This is a genomic window from Aquabacter sp. (assembly GCF_965279295.1).
Lineage (GTDB): Bacteria > Pseudomonadota > Alphaproteobacteria > Rhizobiales > Xanthobacteraceae > Aquabacter.
The window spans coordinates 384,584-399,519 of sequence record NZ_CBDIHQ010000016.1; the positions used below are offsets into that span (position 1 = coordinate 384,584).

The following is a 14,936-nucleotide window of genomic DNA, read 5'->3' on the forward strand; positions in this document are numbered from 1 at the left end:
GCCCGCCCATGTCGCTGATGGAAACCCAAGCATTGGACGCGGCCTCGGGGCCGGAGCGCCTCGATACGCCGCTGCGGGTCATGGTGCGCAAGGCACTGCGGCATCCTGGCCTGCTGGCGGGAACGCTGGTCATTCTCGCCATGACCATCATCGCGGTGTTCGCGCCGCTGATCGCACCGCACGACCCCTATGTGCAGGATCTGTCGCGGCGGCTCACGCCGCCGGTGTGGGACGCGCGGGGCAGTTGGGCGGCGCCCCTGGGCACCGACGCGCTCGGCCGTGATTATCTCTCCCGCCTGATCTGGGGCGCGCGGGTGTCCCTCGCCATCGGCTTCGGCGCCGCGCTGATCTCCGGGGTGATCGGCACGACGCTTGGCGTGTGCGCCGGCTATTTCGGCGGCAAGGTCGATCTGTTCGTGACCTTCCTCATCAATATCCGCCTCGCGCTGCCGGCCATGCTGGTGGCCCTCGCGGTGGTGGCGCTGGTGGGCGGCTCGCTGCACACGGTGGTTCTGGTGCTGGGGCTGCTGATCTGGGACCGCTTCGCCGTTGTCATGCGCAGCACCACCCAGCAATTGCGGGACCGCGACTATCTGGTTGCCGCGCGGCTGGCGGGGTGCAGCGCGGCCCGCATCATCCTCACCGAGGTCATGCCCAACCTGATGGCGTCCCTGATGGTGGTCGCGACCCTGGAGGTGGCCCACGCGGTGCTGCTGGAAGCCTCGCTCTCGTTCCTCGGCCTCGGCGTGCAGCCGCCCACCCCGTCCTGGGGGCTCATGGTGGCAGAGGGAAAGAGCAATATGTTCTCGCGGCCGTGGATCATCGCCATCCCCGGTCTCACGCTGTTTCTGCTGGTGTTCGCGGTCAATATGTTCGGCGACGGCCTGCGCGATGTCACGGCGCCGGAGGGCCGCTCATGAGCGGCCTCAGTGGAAGCGACCTAAGTGGACGCGGCCTTAGCGTGCGCGATCTCAAGGTGACGCTGCCGGTGGGGCGGCGCACGCTGAACGCGGTGCGCGGCGTGAGCTTCGATGTCGCCCCGGGCCGCACGCTCTGCCTCGTCGGGGAATCCGGCTGCGGAAAATCCATGACCGCGCTGGCGCTCATGGGCCTGCTGCCGCGCCAGGCAACGCGGCAGGCCGACGCCATGAGGTTCGCCGAGCTTGATCTTGCGGGAATGAGCGACCGGCGCTTCTCGAAGGTGCGCGGCCGGCGCATCTCCATGATCTTTCAAGACCCGATGACCAGCCTCAACCCCTCCTACACAATCGGCAACCAACTGGAGGAAGCCTATCTCATCCATATGGGCGGGGGGCGGAAGGCGGCCACCGCGCGGGCCATCGAGATGCTCGGCAAGGTCGGGATCGCGGACCCGGAAAACCGGCTGACGCAATATCCCCACCAATTGTCCGGCGGCCTGCGCCAGCGCGTCATGATCGCCATGGGGCTGATGTGCGAGCCGGAATTGCTGATCGCGGACGAGCCGACCACCGCCCTGGACGTTCATGTGCAGGTGCAGATTTTGCGGGTTCTCGCGGACCTCCAGAAAGACCTCGGGCTCGCCATTCTTCTGATTACCCACGACCTCGGGCTTGTGGCGCGGTTCGCAGACGATGTGGCGGTGATGTATGCCGGGCGGATCGTCGAGAGCGGGCCCGTGGGGGCGGTGTTCGCGGCGCCCGCCCATCCCTATACCCGCGGCCTGCTGGATTGCATTCCCGTGCCCGGCGCGACCCAGCGCGGCGCACCTCTGGGGGCGATCCCCGGCATCGTGCCCTCGCTGCTGGGCGAGGTGCGCGGCTGCGCGTTCCGGGAGAGATGTCCCCATGTCATGCCACGCTGCGCCGATGAGGTGGACGTGCATGAACGGGGCGGCGGCCATGCCTATGAGTGCAACCTGCCGTTCGGGGCGGAACGTCTCGCCGTGATGGAGGGCCGCGCGTGACGGGCGACGCCATCCTCGAGGTCAAGAACGTCTCGAAGATCTATTATGTGCGCCGGCGCGGCAGCTTTCGCACCACGCCGATCGCGGCGGTGAAGGACGTTTCGCTGGCGGTGCCACGCGGCGGGGTGGTGGGCATCGTCGGCGCCTCGGGCAGCGGCAAGACCACGCTCTCCAAGATATTGCTGGGACTAGAGGCGCCGACCTCCGGGGAGGTGCTGCTCGCCGGACGCGCCACACGCGACCTCAGCCGGCTGGAGATGGCGGCGCTGGTGCAGCCGATCTTCCAAGACCCCTATCTCTCCCTGAACCCGCGCAAGACCGTGTCCTCCATCATCAGCCTGCCGCTGCGGGTGCGCGGCAGCGATGTCACAGCCGAGATCGCGCGCAAGGTGACTGACATCATGGAACTGACCGGCCTGCCGCGCCGGCTCGCCGGGGCCTATCCCAGCCAATTGTCCGGCGGTCAGCGCCAGCGCGTCGCCATTGCGCGGGCGTTGGTGGCGCGCCCGCAGGTGGTGGTGTGCGACGAGCCGACCTCCGCCCTCGACGTCTCGGTGCAGGCGCAGATTCTCAACCTGCTTCAGGACCTGCGGCGGGAACTGGGGCTCACCTATGTTCTCATCAGCCATAACCTTGCCGTGGTGGAGCATCTCGCGGACGAGGTGCTGGTCATGAACCAGGGCGAAGTCGTCGAGCGCGGCAGCGTGGACGATGTGTTCGCCCGGCCCGCCCATCCCTACACGCGGATGCTGCTGGCCTCCGTTCTCACGCCCGATCCGTCGCTGGGGCTGCCCGATCTCGTGCCCGGCTGACCAGCGCCATCCAGTGTTCAAGAAGAGGGGAAGACCGATGATCCTGAAGAGAGCCATGTGGGCATTCGCTCTGCTGCTCGCCGCGCTCGGGCTCGCCCCGGACGCGCGCGCCGACAAGGCGCACGACACCCTGGTCTGGTCCACCGAGCGCGAATTGAACGTGCCGCTGGTGTGGTGGGATTCGGTGGTCGAGGTGGCGGCGATGATGCACTTGATGTGCGACACGCTGGTCTACCGCGACCCCGACGATTATTCCTACAAGCCGCTGCTCGCCAAGTCCTGGACCTGGGTCGACGACAAGACCCTGGAATTCAAGCTGCGGGACGACGTGAAATTCCATGACGGCACGCCCTTCACCGCGAACGATGTCGCCGCCACCTACAACGCCTTGCTCAATCCCGACGCCAAGGTGCTGAACGCGGCGCTGATCAATTGGATGAGCAGCGTGGAGGCGGTGGACCCCACCACGGTGCGCATCAAGATGAAGGCGCCGTTCCCCGCCGCGCTGGAATTCCTCTCCGGCACCCGCATGGGCATCCTGCCCGCCAAGAGCTGGGAGAACCTGCCCAAGAACGCCAGCGGCCAGACCATCTACACCGGCATCAAGCCGATCGGCACCGGGCCGTATGTGTTCGACAAGTTCGTCGCCGGCCAGACCATGGAACTGGTGAAGAACAAGGCTTACTTCAACGGAGCGAAGGGCCAGCCCTCGATCAACCGGCTGGTGTTCAAGACCATTCCCGACCAGGAGACCCGCATCGCCGAGCTGATGGTGGGCAATATCGACTGGATCACCGACGTACCCCACGACAAGGTCGCCGAGCTGAAGGCCATGCCTGACATCGCCGTGGTCGAAGGCGCGGACATGCGGGTCGGCTATCTCCAGTTCGACGTGATCGGCCGCGAGGGCGAGACGCCGGTGAAGAACCTGAAGGTGCGCCAGGCCATCGCCCATGCCATCGACCGGGGCGCGATCGCCAAGAACCTGATCGGCGGCGGGGCGATGGTGATGAATGCCGCCTGCTACCCCACCCAGGTCGGCTGCACCGACGACGTGCAGACCTACGCTTACGACCCTGCGAAGGCCCGCGCCCTGCTGAAGGAGGCGGGCTATCCCAATGGCTTCAGCATCGACATCTACGCCTATCGCGACAAGGAATATGCCGAGGCGGTGATCGGCTATCTCAAGGCCGTGGGCATCCAGGCGAAGCTGAATTTCCTGCAATACGCCGCCCTGCGCGACAAGGTGCAGAAGGAGGGCGTGCCGCTGACGCTGCTGCTGTGGGGCTCCTCGGGCCTCAACGACGCCTCGGCCTTCGTCAGCGTGTGGTTCAAGCACGGCCCCGACGATCTGTGCCGCGACCCGGACGTGAAGGCGTCGCTCGATGCCGCCGACAAGGAGATGGACCCCGCCAAGCGCAAGGATTTCTACAAGGCCGCGCTCCAGAAGATCCAGTCGAACCTGTGCTGGCTGCCGATGTATTCCTATTCCAAGGCCTACGCCTATGCCGCCGGCATGGAGTTCAAGCCCACCGCCGACGGCTTCCCGCTGTTCTACCTCGCCAAATGGAAGAAATGAGCCGGACCAGGGGGCGCCTGCGGGGATGATGTCTGCCATCATCCCCGCCCGGATTCGCCCACCCGAGGCTTTGACATGACCGACGACATCCTGCGCCAACTCGCGCCCACCGGGGTCCTGCGCGCCGGGATCAACCTGTCCAACTTCCTGCTGGTCACGGGCCGCTCTCCCACCGGCGCGCCTGAGGGGGTGTCGCCCGACATGGCGGCTGCGGTGGCGGAGCGCCTCGGCGTCAAGGTGGACTATGTGCCGTTCGACCGCCCGGATGCCCTGGCGGAAGCGGCCGGGCAGGGGGTGTGGGACATCGCCCTGATCGGCGCCGAGCCGGCGCGGGCGCAGAAGATCGCCTTCACCGACGCCTATGCCGAGATCGAATCCACCTATCTGGTGCGGCTCGGCGCGCCGTATCAGAGCGTTGCCGATGTCGACCGCGCGGGGGTGCGGATTTCGGTGAGCGGCGGCAGCGCCTACGACCTCTGGCTGGAGCGCAACATTCGTCATGCCACCCTGGTGCGCGCCGCCGGCATCGAGGAATCCTTCGTCCGCTTCATCGAGGACGATCTCGACGTGCTCGCAGGGCTGCGGCCCCGGCTTCTCACGGATGCTGAGCGCATGCCCGGCGCGCTGGTGCTGCCGGATTGTTTCACCAGCGTGCAGCAGGCCATCGGCACGGCGCGTGAAAACACGGCCGGAGCGGCGTTCCTGCAATCCTTCGTCACGGAGGTGCGCAGTTCGCGGCTGGTGGAGCGCTTTATCGCCCGCCATGGCGTGCGTGGCCTGACCGCCGCGGGATGAGACCGTATTCTTGAAGCTCTCAATTTGTAGGTTTAACGGATTGCGTGACCCGTTGATCCGCAATAGGCTTGCGTCGGGTCTCAATTTTAAGCGCCGTAAGCCATCGTATGCTCGATTCCAAAGAACCGACCGCGCTTCAGATCTCCGACGTTTCGCGACACGCGGGCGTCTCCGCCTCCACAATACGAGTTTGGGAGCAGCAGGATCTGCTGACGCCTGCCTATACCGAGACCGGCCGGCGGGTCTATCGCCAGGCGGACCTCGAAACCGCCATCGCCATCAAGCGGATGCGCACCGTCGAGGGGATGAAGATTCCCGAGATCAAGGCGGCGCTGGCGGCGCAGCCGGTGGTCAGCCCGGAGCTTGCGGCCGAGCGCGAAGAAAACGAGATCGCCTCTTCCGAGGTGGGCGCGCACCTGCGCAAATTGCGCCAGGCGCGCCGCCTCACCATCAAGTCGGTGGCCGAGGCGGTGGGCATGGACCCCTCGGTTCTGGCCTCCGTCGAGCGCACCTCGCTCGGCATGGACATGCCGCTGCTGAAGCGCCTCGCCAATTTCTATGACGTCACCCTCAACACGCTGATGGGCGTCGAACTCGCCGACGTTCCGCCGGGCCGCGAGTTCGTCACCCGCGATCACGGCGAGCTTCTGCCCCGCCTCGGCCTCGGGGTGCGCATGGAGCGCCTGTGCTCGGGGCGGGATGTCATGGCGTGCAAACGCTGGCTGGTGGAGCCGGGCATCCATTCCAACGGCTCCTATCGCCACGAGGGCGAGGAATTCCTGGTGGTGGTGTCGGGCGAATTCGAGATCACCATCGACAACAACCGGGTTCACCACCTCACCGCCGGCGACACCATATATTTCCGCAGCAACCTGTTCCACGCCTGGCGCAATCCGGGCCGGGAAACGGCGGAACTGATCTGGATCGGCGTGGGCGACAGCTTTTGAGCAGGTAGGGCTCTTGGGCGTCTGCGCCTCTTGATGCCTTAGGCGCTTTCGTCCGCGCCATTGCCCCTCCCAATCCTCCCCCGCAAGCGGGAGCTCTGCGAAAGGGATCTCGCAAACGCCCTCGGTTCGCTAGATGCAAAGGCCGAGCTGCTTTTACCTCTCCCCGAGGGGGAGAGGTCGGCTGCGAAGCAGCCGGGTGAGGGGGCTCCGACATTTCAGGGCTGGAAAGGGTTGTCCCCCTCACCCCAGCCCTCTCCCCCGCGGGGAGAGGGGCATGCCGCAGTCACTCGACAAACACCACCAAACCCGCGCCTACCCCTTTCGCAAGCGGGAGAGGGAACGCGGTCACGGCCTCGGTCGTGCAGACGGGCCGAGCGCAATCCCCTCAACCCGGCACAATAAACGTCGGCGAGATGTGGCGCAGGCTGGTTTTGACGTGGAGCAGGGCCGGCCCGTCATAGGCCAGGGCCTCCAGCAGGGCCGGCTCCGCATCCTCGTTCCGCGCCACGGTGAGCGTCAGGCAGCCATGGGCGCGGCCGATGGCGGCGAAGTCGGGATTGGTCAGGCCGGTGCCGTGGACGCGGCGGGGATAGCGCCTCTCCTGATGCATGCGGATGGTGCCGAAGGAGGCATTGTCCGAGAGGATGACGATGGGCTTCGCGCCGCGCGCGCAGGCGGTGGCAAGCTCCGCCCCGGTCATCTGGAAGCCGCCGTCGCCCAGGAAGCAGACGACGCGCCGCTCTGGGAAGCGCAAGGCAGCAGCCACCGCCGCCGGCATGCCGAACCCCATCGCGCCCGACAGGGCGTTGAGGAAACGCTGCCCCTCGCGATAGCGGAAATAGCGGTTGAGCCAGGCGCCGAAATTCCCGGCATCGGCGGTGATGATGGCATCGTCCGGCAGGCGGCGGCTGCACGCATCCACCATGGCGGCGAACACCACGCCGTCTTCCGCCTCCACCGGGGTCCATTTCGACCAGCCCAGCCAGGTTTCGTGAAGCCGGTCGCGCCAGGGTGTCCAGGGCTTGTGCTGAGGCGCGAGCGCGGCGAGCTTTTGAAGAAACTCCGTGCAATCTGCCAAGATCGCGAGCCGGGTCTCGCGCAGCGTGCCCACCGCGTCGGCGCTCTCATGCACATGGATGAGCGGCACTTCGGGAATGGGCACGGCCGGAAATGTGTAGCCCTGGCTGGTGACATCGCCGAGCCGTGTGCCCACGGCAAGCATCAGGGTCGCTTCGCGCAGGCCCGTCACCAGCCGGGGGTCGGTGCCGTAGCCGAGGTGCGCGACGAAACTGGGGTGGGTGTTTTCAAGGATATCGGCCTGCCGGGCACTGGCGGCAATGGGGATCTCCCAGGCATCCGCAACCTGTCTCAGCGCGGTTCGCCCACAGGCCGTGTTCGCCGCCATGCCGGCGACGAGCAGCGGCCGGGGGCTCGCAGCGAGCAGGGCGGCGGTGGCTTCCACCTCGTCCGCCGCCGCGCGGGGTCGCGCGACGCTGAGTACCGGCGATGGCGCGCAAGCGCAGGTGTCGTCCAGGAGGTCTTCCGGGACGGCGACCACCACCGGGCCGGGAAAGCCTCGGCTCGCCACATGGAACGCCTGCGCGAGCAGGGCTGCCGCGCGGTCCGGCGCCTCGATCTGCACGGTCCATTTGGCAAGGTCCGAATAGGTCTTGGCGTAGTTCACCTCCTGGAAGGCGCCGCGTCCGAAATCCTGCCGGTCCACCTGCCCGACGATCACCACCAGGGGCACGCCGTCCTCGCGCGCCGTCTGGATGGCGATGGTGACATTGGCGGCGCCGGGGCCACGGCTCACCATGACCACGCCGGGCCGGCCGGAGAGGCGGGCATCGGCCACCGCCATGAAGCCCGCGCCGCCCTCGTGCCGGGCTGTGACAAGTTCGATCTCCGGCGCGTCGATCAACGCATCCATTATGCCGAGGAAGCTTTCCCCCGGCACGCAGAAAATGCGCTCGACATTGTGCGCGCGAAAACTGGCGACGATGGCCTGCGACCCGGAAACCCGGAGCGGATTTGCGTCTGCGTCCATCTCAGGCTCCCGTCAGCCCGCCGTCGGTGAGGATGGTGCGGCCGGTAATCCAGCGGGCATCATCCGATGCGAGCATGACGATGGCGGAAGCGATGTCATCTGCCTCTGCGACACGGCGCAGCGGGGTCGCCTCGGCGATGCGCTGGCGGCGCTCCTCGGGCACGGCGGCGGTCATGTCGGTCTTGGTCAGGGCGGGGGCGACGGCGTTCACCGTGATGCCGCGTGGACCGAGTTCGATCGCCATGCCGTGGGTGAGTGTGGCGACCGCAGCTTTGGCCGCCGCATAGATGCTGATGCCGCCGCCAGGCGTGAACATGCGCTGGGTGGAGATATTGACAATCCGCCCGCCGCTGGCGGGGAAATGGGGCAGCGCCGCCTGCGTCACCGGGATGATGCCCCAGACATTGGTGTCGAACTGGTCTTTGTAGAAGGCATAGTCGATGTCGCCCACGGCGCGCAGGCCGAGAATGCCGGCGCAATTCACCAGGATGTCGATCTTGCCGAAGGCGTCCACCGCGCCCGCCACGGCGGCCTTGATGGCGGCTTCGTCCACCACATCGGCCTGGAAGGCGAGGGCCTTTCCGCCGGCCGCCACGATCTCGGCGACCAGCGCCTCGGCCTTCTCGCGCTGCGTCTTATAGGTCAGGGCGACGCTTGCCCCACCAGCCGCGAACTTGCGAACCACTGCCTCGCCCATCCCGCGCGAGCCACCCGTGACAAAAGCCACTTTCCCTGCAAAAGCCGTCACTTTCCGCTCCTTCTTTTCATCCGATTGTGCCGGTTGAAGGGCCGGCATGAACCTGTTGAGCCGAGGGATGTTTGGAAAGGGCGGGCTCATCCCTTTTCACCGTCATGCCCGGGCTTGTCCCGGGCATCCACGCCCATCCCTTAAGAGGCACCTGGCGGAGCCGCGTGGATGCCCGGATCAAGTCCGGGCATGACGGGCTTGGATTGTTTGGCCGATGCCTCGCCCGCCCTTTGCCTCAAGACGCCTCAGGCGGTGCCTTGGTGGCGATCCAGGATTCGAGGATGGCCGGCGTGCGATGCGCGCTCATGGTCCGGGCAAGGTCCAGCGCGGTGAAGCCGGCGCCGTCCGTCTCCAGCGGATCGGCGCCGTAAGAGAGCAGCATTTCCAGGATTTCCACCCGATCGAACATGGCGGCCATCATCAAGGCGGTTCGGCCGCCACCGGCAGGGGCATCGTTGCGCGCGCCATAGACGATGAGGTGCTTGGCGATGGAGAGGTGGCCGGTATAGGCCACCGCCGCCAGCGGGGTCTGGCCCCGGTCGTTGGCGAAGTTGGGATCGGCGCCGTGGGAGAGCAGGGTCAGCACCGCCGGCTCGTTGCCGTTGTAGGCGGCCAGCATCAGCAGGCAGTCGCCTTTGTCGTTGCGAAGGTCGCGCGGCAGGCCGTCTTCCAGCAGGCGGTCCAGCACCTTGGCATCGCCATGGCGGGCGAGATCAAAAACGCGGGTGGCGAAGTCGATGACGTCGTCGTCCAGGGTCACATCGATATCGTCGATCTGTCGCTGTTCCACGGGGATCTCCTTATCCAATGCTCATGCCAGCCATATGGGGTCGCCGGCCCGGATCACGCCTTCCAGCAGCACCGCGCCATACACCCCCGCCATGCCGGCGTGGGCGGTGGAGACGTGCCGCAGGATCTTGGGGTCGGCATCGCCGGTTTCGGGGTCGATGGTGATGATCTTGCAGCGCGGATCGCGCTCGGTGAGCATCACTTTGCACCGTTCGCCGATCTGCAGGACCTGCCCGATCAGGCTGTTTTCGTAGAACGGTTCGCCATTGTCCCAGTCGACATAGAAATTGGCCCGAAAGCGGCGGGTGTCGAGCGCCATGCCGAGTTCAGATTCCAGCGCCGAGAGGGTGGGATGGGCGAACAGCGAGACCGGGCGGCAGTCGCACAGGCTGCGCTCGCTGAAGCGCAGCACCAGGGGGAAATCCGCCTCCGCCTCAAGGGCGGATTTCAGCCGGGGATCGCGCACTGATAGTCGCTCGCCGTCGGGCGATTCCACCTCGATGTCGAACGTGTCTTCGTCGGGAAAGAGAGTGACGAGGCCGGGGCCGATGCCGAGCGCGGCATCCATGTCCAGGGGTCCCGTCACGGCGGGATCGCGCAGGCGCGCCTTGTAGCGCACGAGGTCTTCCATCTGGCGGATGGTGAACCAGGGAAAGCCGACGCGCCCGCCCTGCTGCACGAAGGCATAGACCCGGTCCCCGAACAGGCCAGAATAGCCGAGGAAACCGGCCTCGACGCTCTCCCCCGCCATGCTTTTCACGGGGTAGCGGACGATCGCGGAGACGGAACCGATCTTGGTCATGAAAGGGGGCGCTGGCTCAGTCATAGGCGAGGACCAGTTCGGGGGTGCTGGGTGTGGAGCAGCAGGCCAGGATGTAGCCGCGCTCGCGTTCACGGCGGCTGAGCGCGAGCGCGCCGCGCTGCTCGATGCCGCCTTCCGTCATCTTGGCTTTGCAGGCGCCGCAATGACCCTCCCGGCAGGAGTAGGGTACCGGAATGCCCGCTGCCAGCGCGGCATCGAGCACGGTTCCCCCGGTCCAGGCGAGGTGATGGATGGCATCGCCGATCAGGATGGTGACGGCGGATGCTGCCTCAGTTGTGCGCGGCGGGGGCGGTTCCGGCTCAGGGGGCGCGGCGGGCGGGAGGAACCGTTCGCAGAACAGGTCCTGGCCGGCCAGCGGGCCGCCCGCGCTGAACAGGCTCTCCACCATGTCCATGAGCGGGCCGGGGCCGCAGACATAGGTCTGCGCCCCGGGATGGGTCGCGGCGAAGGCGAGCACGGCAGGCGTGTCGAGGAAGCCTTCGTCGTCGCTGAAATGGTGGCGCACGGTGAAGCGCGGCGCATAGATGCGCGCCAGCTCCGCGATGGCGGCATCGAAGATGGCGGCGGCGCGATTGCGATTGGCATAGAGCAGCGCCACCGGGCGCGCGGTGGTGGCCAATGCGGTCTTCAGCAGGGAGAAGATCGGCGTCACGCCGCTGCCGCCGGCGATCAGCAGCAGCGGGCTTGTGGCATCGTTCAGGGCGAAGGTGCCGGTGGGCGGGGCGACATGCAGCGGCTGGCCGTGGGCGAACGCCTCGACCAGACGGCCGGACACCGCGCCGCCTGCCACGCGCTTCACCGTGAAGCGCAGCGGCTCGTCGAGTTCGGGTGCGCTGGAGAGGGAATAACAGCGCGCCAGTGCATCGGGATCGCCCGGAATGGTGACGCGCAGGAACTGGCCGGCGCGCCCGCGATAGGCGGCGCGCAGGCTGTCTGGCACCTCAAGCTCGAAGGTGCGGGCATCGTCCGTCTCGACCCTGATGTGCCGGACTTTGAGAAGGGGCGCTGGCATGTCCATCGCTTGCGTCTCTCCTCAGCGGTGGTTGACGCGGATGCGCTCGGACGCGATGCCGGCGGCGCGGGCGCCGTCTTCCGCGCACGCCATGAAGCCGGCCGGGCCGCAGATGTAGAGTTCGGCGTCCCTCAGCCCGGCGAGATGGGTCGCGATGTCGCCCGCCGACAATTGGCCGGCGCCGTGGGTGTAGGTTTCCTGCATGGAGAAGATGTCGGGATGCTGCCGGGTGAGCGTGCGCAATGCCCTGAGGAACACCGCGCAGGTCTCGTCGCGATCCACCAGCATCAGCATCACCGGCCGGTCTCCGTACGTGACTGCTTCCTTGATCATGGGAAACAGCGGCGCGATGCCGATGCCTGCCGCCAGGAAGACGTGACGCTGGGTGTTCCGGCGCAATTGGAATGCGCCCTGGGGCGGCCCGATGAGCACTTTGCGGCCGGGCTTCAGGCTGTCGTGGCACCAGTTGGAGACCAGCCCGCCGGCCACCCGCTTCACGGTGAAGCGCGGCGTTTCCCCGCGCATGTGCAGGCTGGAGATGGCGTAGCACCGGTCATGGGGCCGTCCGCCGATGATGACGCGCACGGTCACGAACTGGCCGGGCAGGGGGCGGAAGGCCGGCACGCCGCCGGTGTCGAACTCGAACGACAGGCAGTCCTTCGCCTCGCGGATGACGCGGGTGATCAGGACGGCATGAAACGACGGACTGTTGGCATCGCCATTGCAAGTTGCGGAGGAGGGCGCCGGAGCGGGGCTCTGATCGGCCGGAAGCGAGGCGGCGATATCGGCAAGGAGCGCGTCCGCTTCATGGCTCCAGCGGGAGAAACTGTCCTCATCTGCGCCAAAGCTCGCGTCGAACAGACGATCGCCCATCGGATCGGCTCCTTTTTACAAAATTTCCTACAAATATGTAGCTTATGGAATTTTGAGTACCGTACCTCAGAGCCAGTGTCAATCACCTCATCTCACAGTTAAATTCTATTAAGATGGAGCTTTTTTAGTCGCCAAAACCGATGATTTCCGTCCATTGCGCTCTTGAAATGCAGGATTATCGGGGCTTTGCCTATTAGCTATGCAGTTTCGGGATTTGTAGGGTTTTAGCCATTGATTGGATCGATTGTGAGCTGCAAAAAATGCTGTAAGTTTCAAGTCAATGGGTGGTGGCACGCTTCGTGCTGATACCCATGGCGGGCCGGAGCCAGAGGCCGGCGGCAGACAGCGAGGGGGTGCAATGACACCTGACCAGATAGACCTGATTCAAGAGTCCTTCGAGAAAGTCGTGCCGATAGCGGATGGGGCCGCGACCCTGTTTTATGGCCGGCTGTTCGAGATCGCTCCGCAAGTGAAGCCGATGTTCAAGAACGACCTGACGGAGCAGGGGCGCAAGCTGATGAGCGCCCTCGGCCTGGTGGTGAACGGCCTGACCGATCTCGACGCGGTGGTTCCGGTGGCCAAGTCCCTGGCGGTGAAGCATGTCGCCTATGGCGTGCAGGCCGAGCATTACCAGCCGGTGGGCGAGGCGCTCATCTGGACCCTCGGGCAGGGCCTCGGCGAAGACTTCACCGACGACACGCGGGATGCCTGGCTGGCCGCCTATACGCTGCTGGCGACCGTGATGATCACGGAGGCCTACGGCGAGAAAGCCGCCTGAACACAGGTCCGCCGAAGATCCGGCCCGCAGCGGCGGGACGTTCAAAAAAGTCAAAAAACCCGCCGGTTGAACCGGTTGGATATCTGCAGCCGGGCGCTAAGGGGAAGCCCGGTTGGTGTTGCGTTCAACGAAACGCATCCTTTCAGAAAGGCTGTCCACATGAAGCAATTTAACCCCTTTAGGCGCCTCTTACTTGGCGCGTCGCTCGGAGCGACGCTTGGCGCGACTTGCGCCGCATTGATGGCGGGCGTGGCGCCGGCCCGTGCCGCGACGCCGGCCGATACCCTGGTGCTCGCAGCCGCCATCGACGACATCATCAGCCTGGATCCCGGCGTGGCGCTTGAAGTCACGTCCGGCGAGATCCTCGGCAACACCTACGATCGCCTCGTGCGGTTCGACATTGGCAACCCGAACAAGATCCACGGCGATATCGCCGAAAGCTGGACCATCGGGCCGGACGGCAAGACCTTCACTTTCAAGATCAAGCCCGGCCTCGTGTTCGCCTCCGGCAATCCGGTCACGGCCGAAGATGTCGCCTTCTCCATCCAGCGCACCGTCAAGCTGGACAAGAGCCCGGCCTTCCTCGTGGCGCAACTCGGCCTGACCCCTGAAAATGTCGAGCAGAATGCCAAGGCGATGCCGGACGGCACCTTCGTGCTCGTCACCGACAAGGTTTACGCGCCCAACTTCGTGCTCAACAGCCTGACTGTGAACGCCGCCTCGGCGGTGGACAAGAAGCTGCTGATGGCGAACCAGAAAGGCACCGACCTCGGCGCCGACTGGTTGAAGTCCAACTACGCCGGTTCCGGCCCCATGAAGCTGCGCGACTGGCGCGCCAACGACATCGTCGTGTTGGAACGCAACGACAAATATTACGGCGCGAAGTCCAAGCCGCTGCGCGTCATCTATCGCCACGTCAAGGAAAGCGCGACCCAGCGCTTGATGCTTGAAGCCGGCGACGTGGATATCGCCCGCAATCTTGAGCCCGGCGATCTCGAAGCCGTGGCGAAGGACGCCAAGCTGAAGACGCAGAGCGAGTTGAACGGCACGCTCTATTATATCAGCCTCAACCTGAAGAACCCGAAGCTCTCGAAGCCCGAGGTGCGCCAAGCCTTCAAGTATCTTCTCGACTATGACGCCATCGGCGCCACCCTCATCAAGGGCATCGGCGTGATCCACCAGGACTTCCTGCCCGTGGGCCTGCCCGGCGCCACCGGCGAGAAGCCCTTCAAGCTCGACATCGCCAAGGCCAAGGAACTACTGACGCAAGCAGGCTATGCCGAAGGCTTCACCATCACCTTCGACGTGCGCAACACTCAGCCGGTGACGGGCATCGCCGAATCCTTCCAGCAGAGCGCCGCCAAGGCGGGGATCAAGGTGGAAATCATCCCCGGAGATGGCAAGCAGACGCTCTCCAAATACCGGGGCCGCAAGCACGACATGTATATCGGCGAGTGGAGCCTGAAGTATTGGGACCCGCATGCCAACGCCGATGCCTTCGCCAGCAATCCGGATCCCAGCGAGAACGCCAAGTTCAAGAACCTGACGTGGCGCAACGGCTGGGACAATCCCGAAGTCACGGCGCTTACCGCCGCCGCCTTGCAGGAGACCGACCCGGCCAAGCGCATCGAGATGTATCACAAGCTGCTGAAGCTCTATCAGGATAGTCCGTTCATCATGGTCTACCAGATGCAGGAGACGGCGGCGCTGAGGAAGAACGTCAACAACTTCATCCTCGGCCCGGTGCCCTATACCAACTTCGTCTATCTCGCGACCAAGAGCTGACCG

The 14,936-nt window shown here is 65.7% G+C and carries 14 protein-coding genes; 8 read left to right on the forward strand and 6 right to left on the reverse strand.

Features of this window, described 5'->3' with window-relative positions:
- The first annotated feature begins 8 nt into the window (after positions 1-8).
- From ADADO0_RS14220 to ADADO0_RS14245, 6 genes are all read left to right on the forward strand, one after another.
- Entirely contained in the window at positions 9-920 is a 912-nt protein-coding gene (locus ADADO0_RS14220; protein ID WP_511305805.1) for an ABC transporter permease, read from the forward strand.
- On the forward strand, positions 917-1,945 hold the full coding sequence (locus tag ADADO0_RS14225) for an ABC transporter ATP-binding protein (protein WP_511305806.1): 1,029 nt from the start codon (positions 917-919) through the stop codon (positions 1,943-1,945). The genes ADADO0_RS14220 and ADADO0_RS14225 overlap by 4 nt, the downstream gene beginning before the upstream one ends.
- A complete protein-coding gene (locus ADADO0_RS14230; protein ID WP_511305807.1) occupies positions 1,942-2,757 on the forward strand; it encodes an ABC transporter ATP-binding protein in 816 nt (271 codons plus the stop codon). The genes ADADO0_RS14225 and ADADO0_RS14230 overlap by 4 nt, the downstream gene beginning before the upstream one ends.
- Positions 2,758-2,794: 37 nt before the next feature.
- On the forward strand, positions 2,795-4,336 hold the full coding sequence (locus tag ADADO0_RS14235) for an ABC transporter substrate-binding protein (RefSeq protein WP_511305808.1): 1,542 nt from the start codon (positions 2,795-2,797) through the stop codon (positions 4,334-4,336).
- Between the two features lie 75 nt (positions 4,337-4,411).
- On the forward strand, positions 4,412-5,131 hold the full coding sequence (locus ADADO0_RS14240; RefSeq protein ID WP_511305809.1) for a transporter substrate-binding domain-containing protein: 720 nt from the start codon (positions 4,412-4,414) through the stop codon (positions 5,129-5,131).
- A 107-nt stretch (positions 5,132-5,238) separates the two neighbouring features.
- A complete protein-coding gene (locus ADADO0_RS14245) occupies positions 5,239-6,078 on the forward strand; it encodes a MerR family transcriptional regulator (RefSeq protein ID WP_511305810.1) in 840 nt (279 codons plus the stop codon).
- Between the two features lie 385 nt (positions 6,079-6,463).
- Here ADADO0_RS14245 and ADADO0_RS14250 read toward each other — a convergent pair whose 3' ends face one another.
- The 6 genes from ADADO0_RS14250 to ADADO0_RS14275 all read right to left on the reverse strand — a co-directional run bounded on the left by ADADO0_RS14250 (position 6,464) and on the right by ADADO0_RS14275 (position 12,370).
- On the reverse strand, positions 6,464-8,125 hold the full coding sequence (locus ADADO0_RS14250; protein ID WP_511305811.1) for a thiamine pyrophosphate-dependent enzyme: 1,662 nt from the start codon (positions 8,123-8,125) through the stop codon (positions 6,464-6,466).
- A gap of 1 nt (position 8,126) precedes the next feature.
- Positions 8,127-8,873, reverse strand: coding sequence for an SDR family NAD(P)-dependent oxidoreductase (locus ADADO0_RS14255; RefSeq protein ID WP_511305812.1), 747 nt, complete (start codon positions 8,871-8,873; stop codon positions 8,127-8,129).
- A 235-nt stretch (positions 8,874-9,108) separates the two neighbouring features.
- Complete coding sequence (locus ADADO0_RS14260) at positions 9,109-9,663, reverse strand: ankyrin repeat domain-containing protein (RefSeq protein WP_511305813.1); 555 nt, start codon at positions 9,661-9,663, stop codon at positions 9,109-9,111.
- Between the two features lie 21 nt (positions 9,664-9,684).
- Positions 9,685-10,464, reverse strand: a complete 780-nt coding sequence (locus ADADO0_RS14265) for an MOSC domain-containing protein (RefSeq protein WP_511305814.1) — start codon at positions 10,462-10,464, stop codon at positions 9,685-9,687.
- A 16-nt stretch (positions 10,465-10,480) separates the two neighbouring features.
- Positions 10,481-11,497, reverse strand: a complete 1,017-nt coding sequence (locus ADADO0_RS14270; protein ID WP_511305815.1) for a flavin reductase family protein — start codon at positions 11,495-11,497, stop codon at positions 10,481-10,483.
- A 21-nt stretch (positions 11,498-11,518) separates the two neighbouring features.
- Complete coding sequence (locus ADADO0_RS14275) at positions 11,519-12,370, reverse strand: ferredoxin--NADP reductase (protein ID WP_511305816.1); 852 nt, start codon at positions 12,368-12,370, stop codon at positions 11,519-11,521.
- A 358-nt stretch (positions 12,371-12,728) separates the two neighbouring features.
- Here ADADO0_RS14275 and ADADO0_RS14280 point away from each other — a divergent pair, with 358 nt between their 5' ends.
- Complete coding sequence (locus tag ADADO0_RS14280) at positions 12,729-13,148, forward strand: globin family protein (RefSeq protein WP_511305817.1); 420 nt, start codon at positions 12,729-12,731, stop codon at positions 13,146-13,148.
- A gap of 159 nt (positions 13,149-13,307) precedes the next feature.
- Entirely contained in the window at positions 13,308-14,933 is a 1,626-nt protein-coding gene (locus ADADO0_RS14285) for an ABC transporter substrate-binding protein (protein WP_511305818.1), read from the forward strand.
- Positions 14,934-14,936: the final 3 nt, after the last annotated feature.

Bases quoted from the DNA above. Each gene is read 5' to 3' on its own strand.
- ADADO0_RS14235 (WP_511305808.1), top strand. From the start codon at position 2,795: ATGATCCTGAAGAGAGCCATGTGGGCATTCGCTCTGCTGCTCGCCGCG.
- ADADO0_RS14250 (WP_511305811.1), bottom strand. From the start codon at position 8,125: ATGGACGCAGACGCAAATCCGCTCCGGGTTTCCGGGTCGCAGGCCATC.
- ADADO0_RS14275 (WP_511305816.1), bottom strand. From the start codon at position 12,370: ATGGGCGATCGTCTGTTCGACGCGAGCTTTGGCGCAGATGAGGACAGT.
- ADADO0_RS14220 (WP_511305805.1), top strand. From the start codon at position 9: ATGTCGCTGATGGAAACCCAAGCATTGGACGCGGCCTCGGGGCCGGAG.
- ADADO0_RS14225 (WP_511305806.1), top strand. From the start codon at position 917: ATGAGCGGCCTCAGTGGAAGCGACCTAAGTGGACGCGGCCTTAGCGTG.
- ADADO0_RS14280 (WP_511305817.1), top strand. From the start codon at position 12,729: ATGACACCTGACCAGATAGACCTGATTCAAGAGTCCTTCGAGAAAGTC.
- ADADO0_RS14285 (WP_511305818.1), top strand. From the start codon at position 13,308: ATGAAGCAATTTAACCCCTTTAGGCGCCTCTTACTTGGCGCGTCGCTC.
- ADADO0_RS14245 (WP_511305810.1), top strand. From the start codon at position 5,239: ATGCTCGATTCCAAAGAACCGACCGCGCTTCAGATCTCCGACGTTTCG.
- ADADO0_RS14270 (WP_511305815.1), bottom strand. From the start codon at position 11,497: ATGCCAGCGCCCCTTCTCAAAGTCCGGCACATCAGGGTCGAGACGGAC.
- ADADO0_RS14240 (WP_511305809.1), top strand. From the start codon at position 4,412: ATGACCGACGACATCCTGCGCCAACTCGCGCCCACCGGGGTCCTGCGC.
- ADADO0_RS14265 (WP_511305814.1), bottom strand. From the start codon at position 10,464: ATGACCAAGATCGGTTCCGTCTCCGCGATCGTCCGCTACCCCGTGAAA.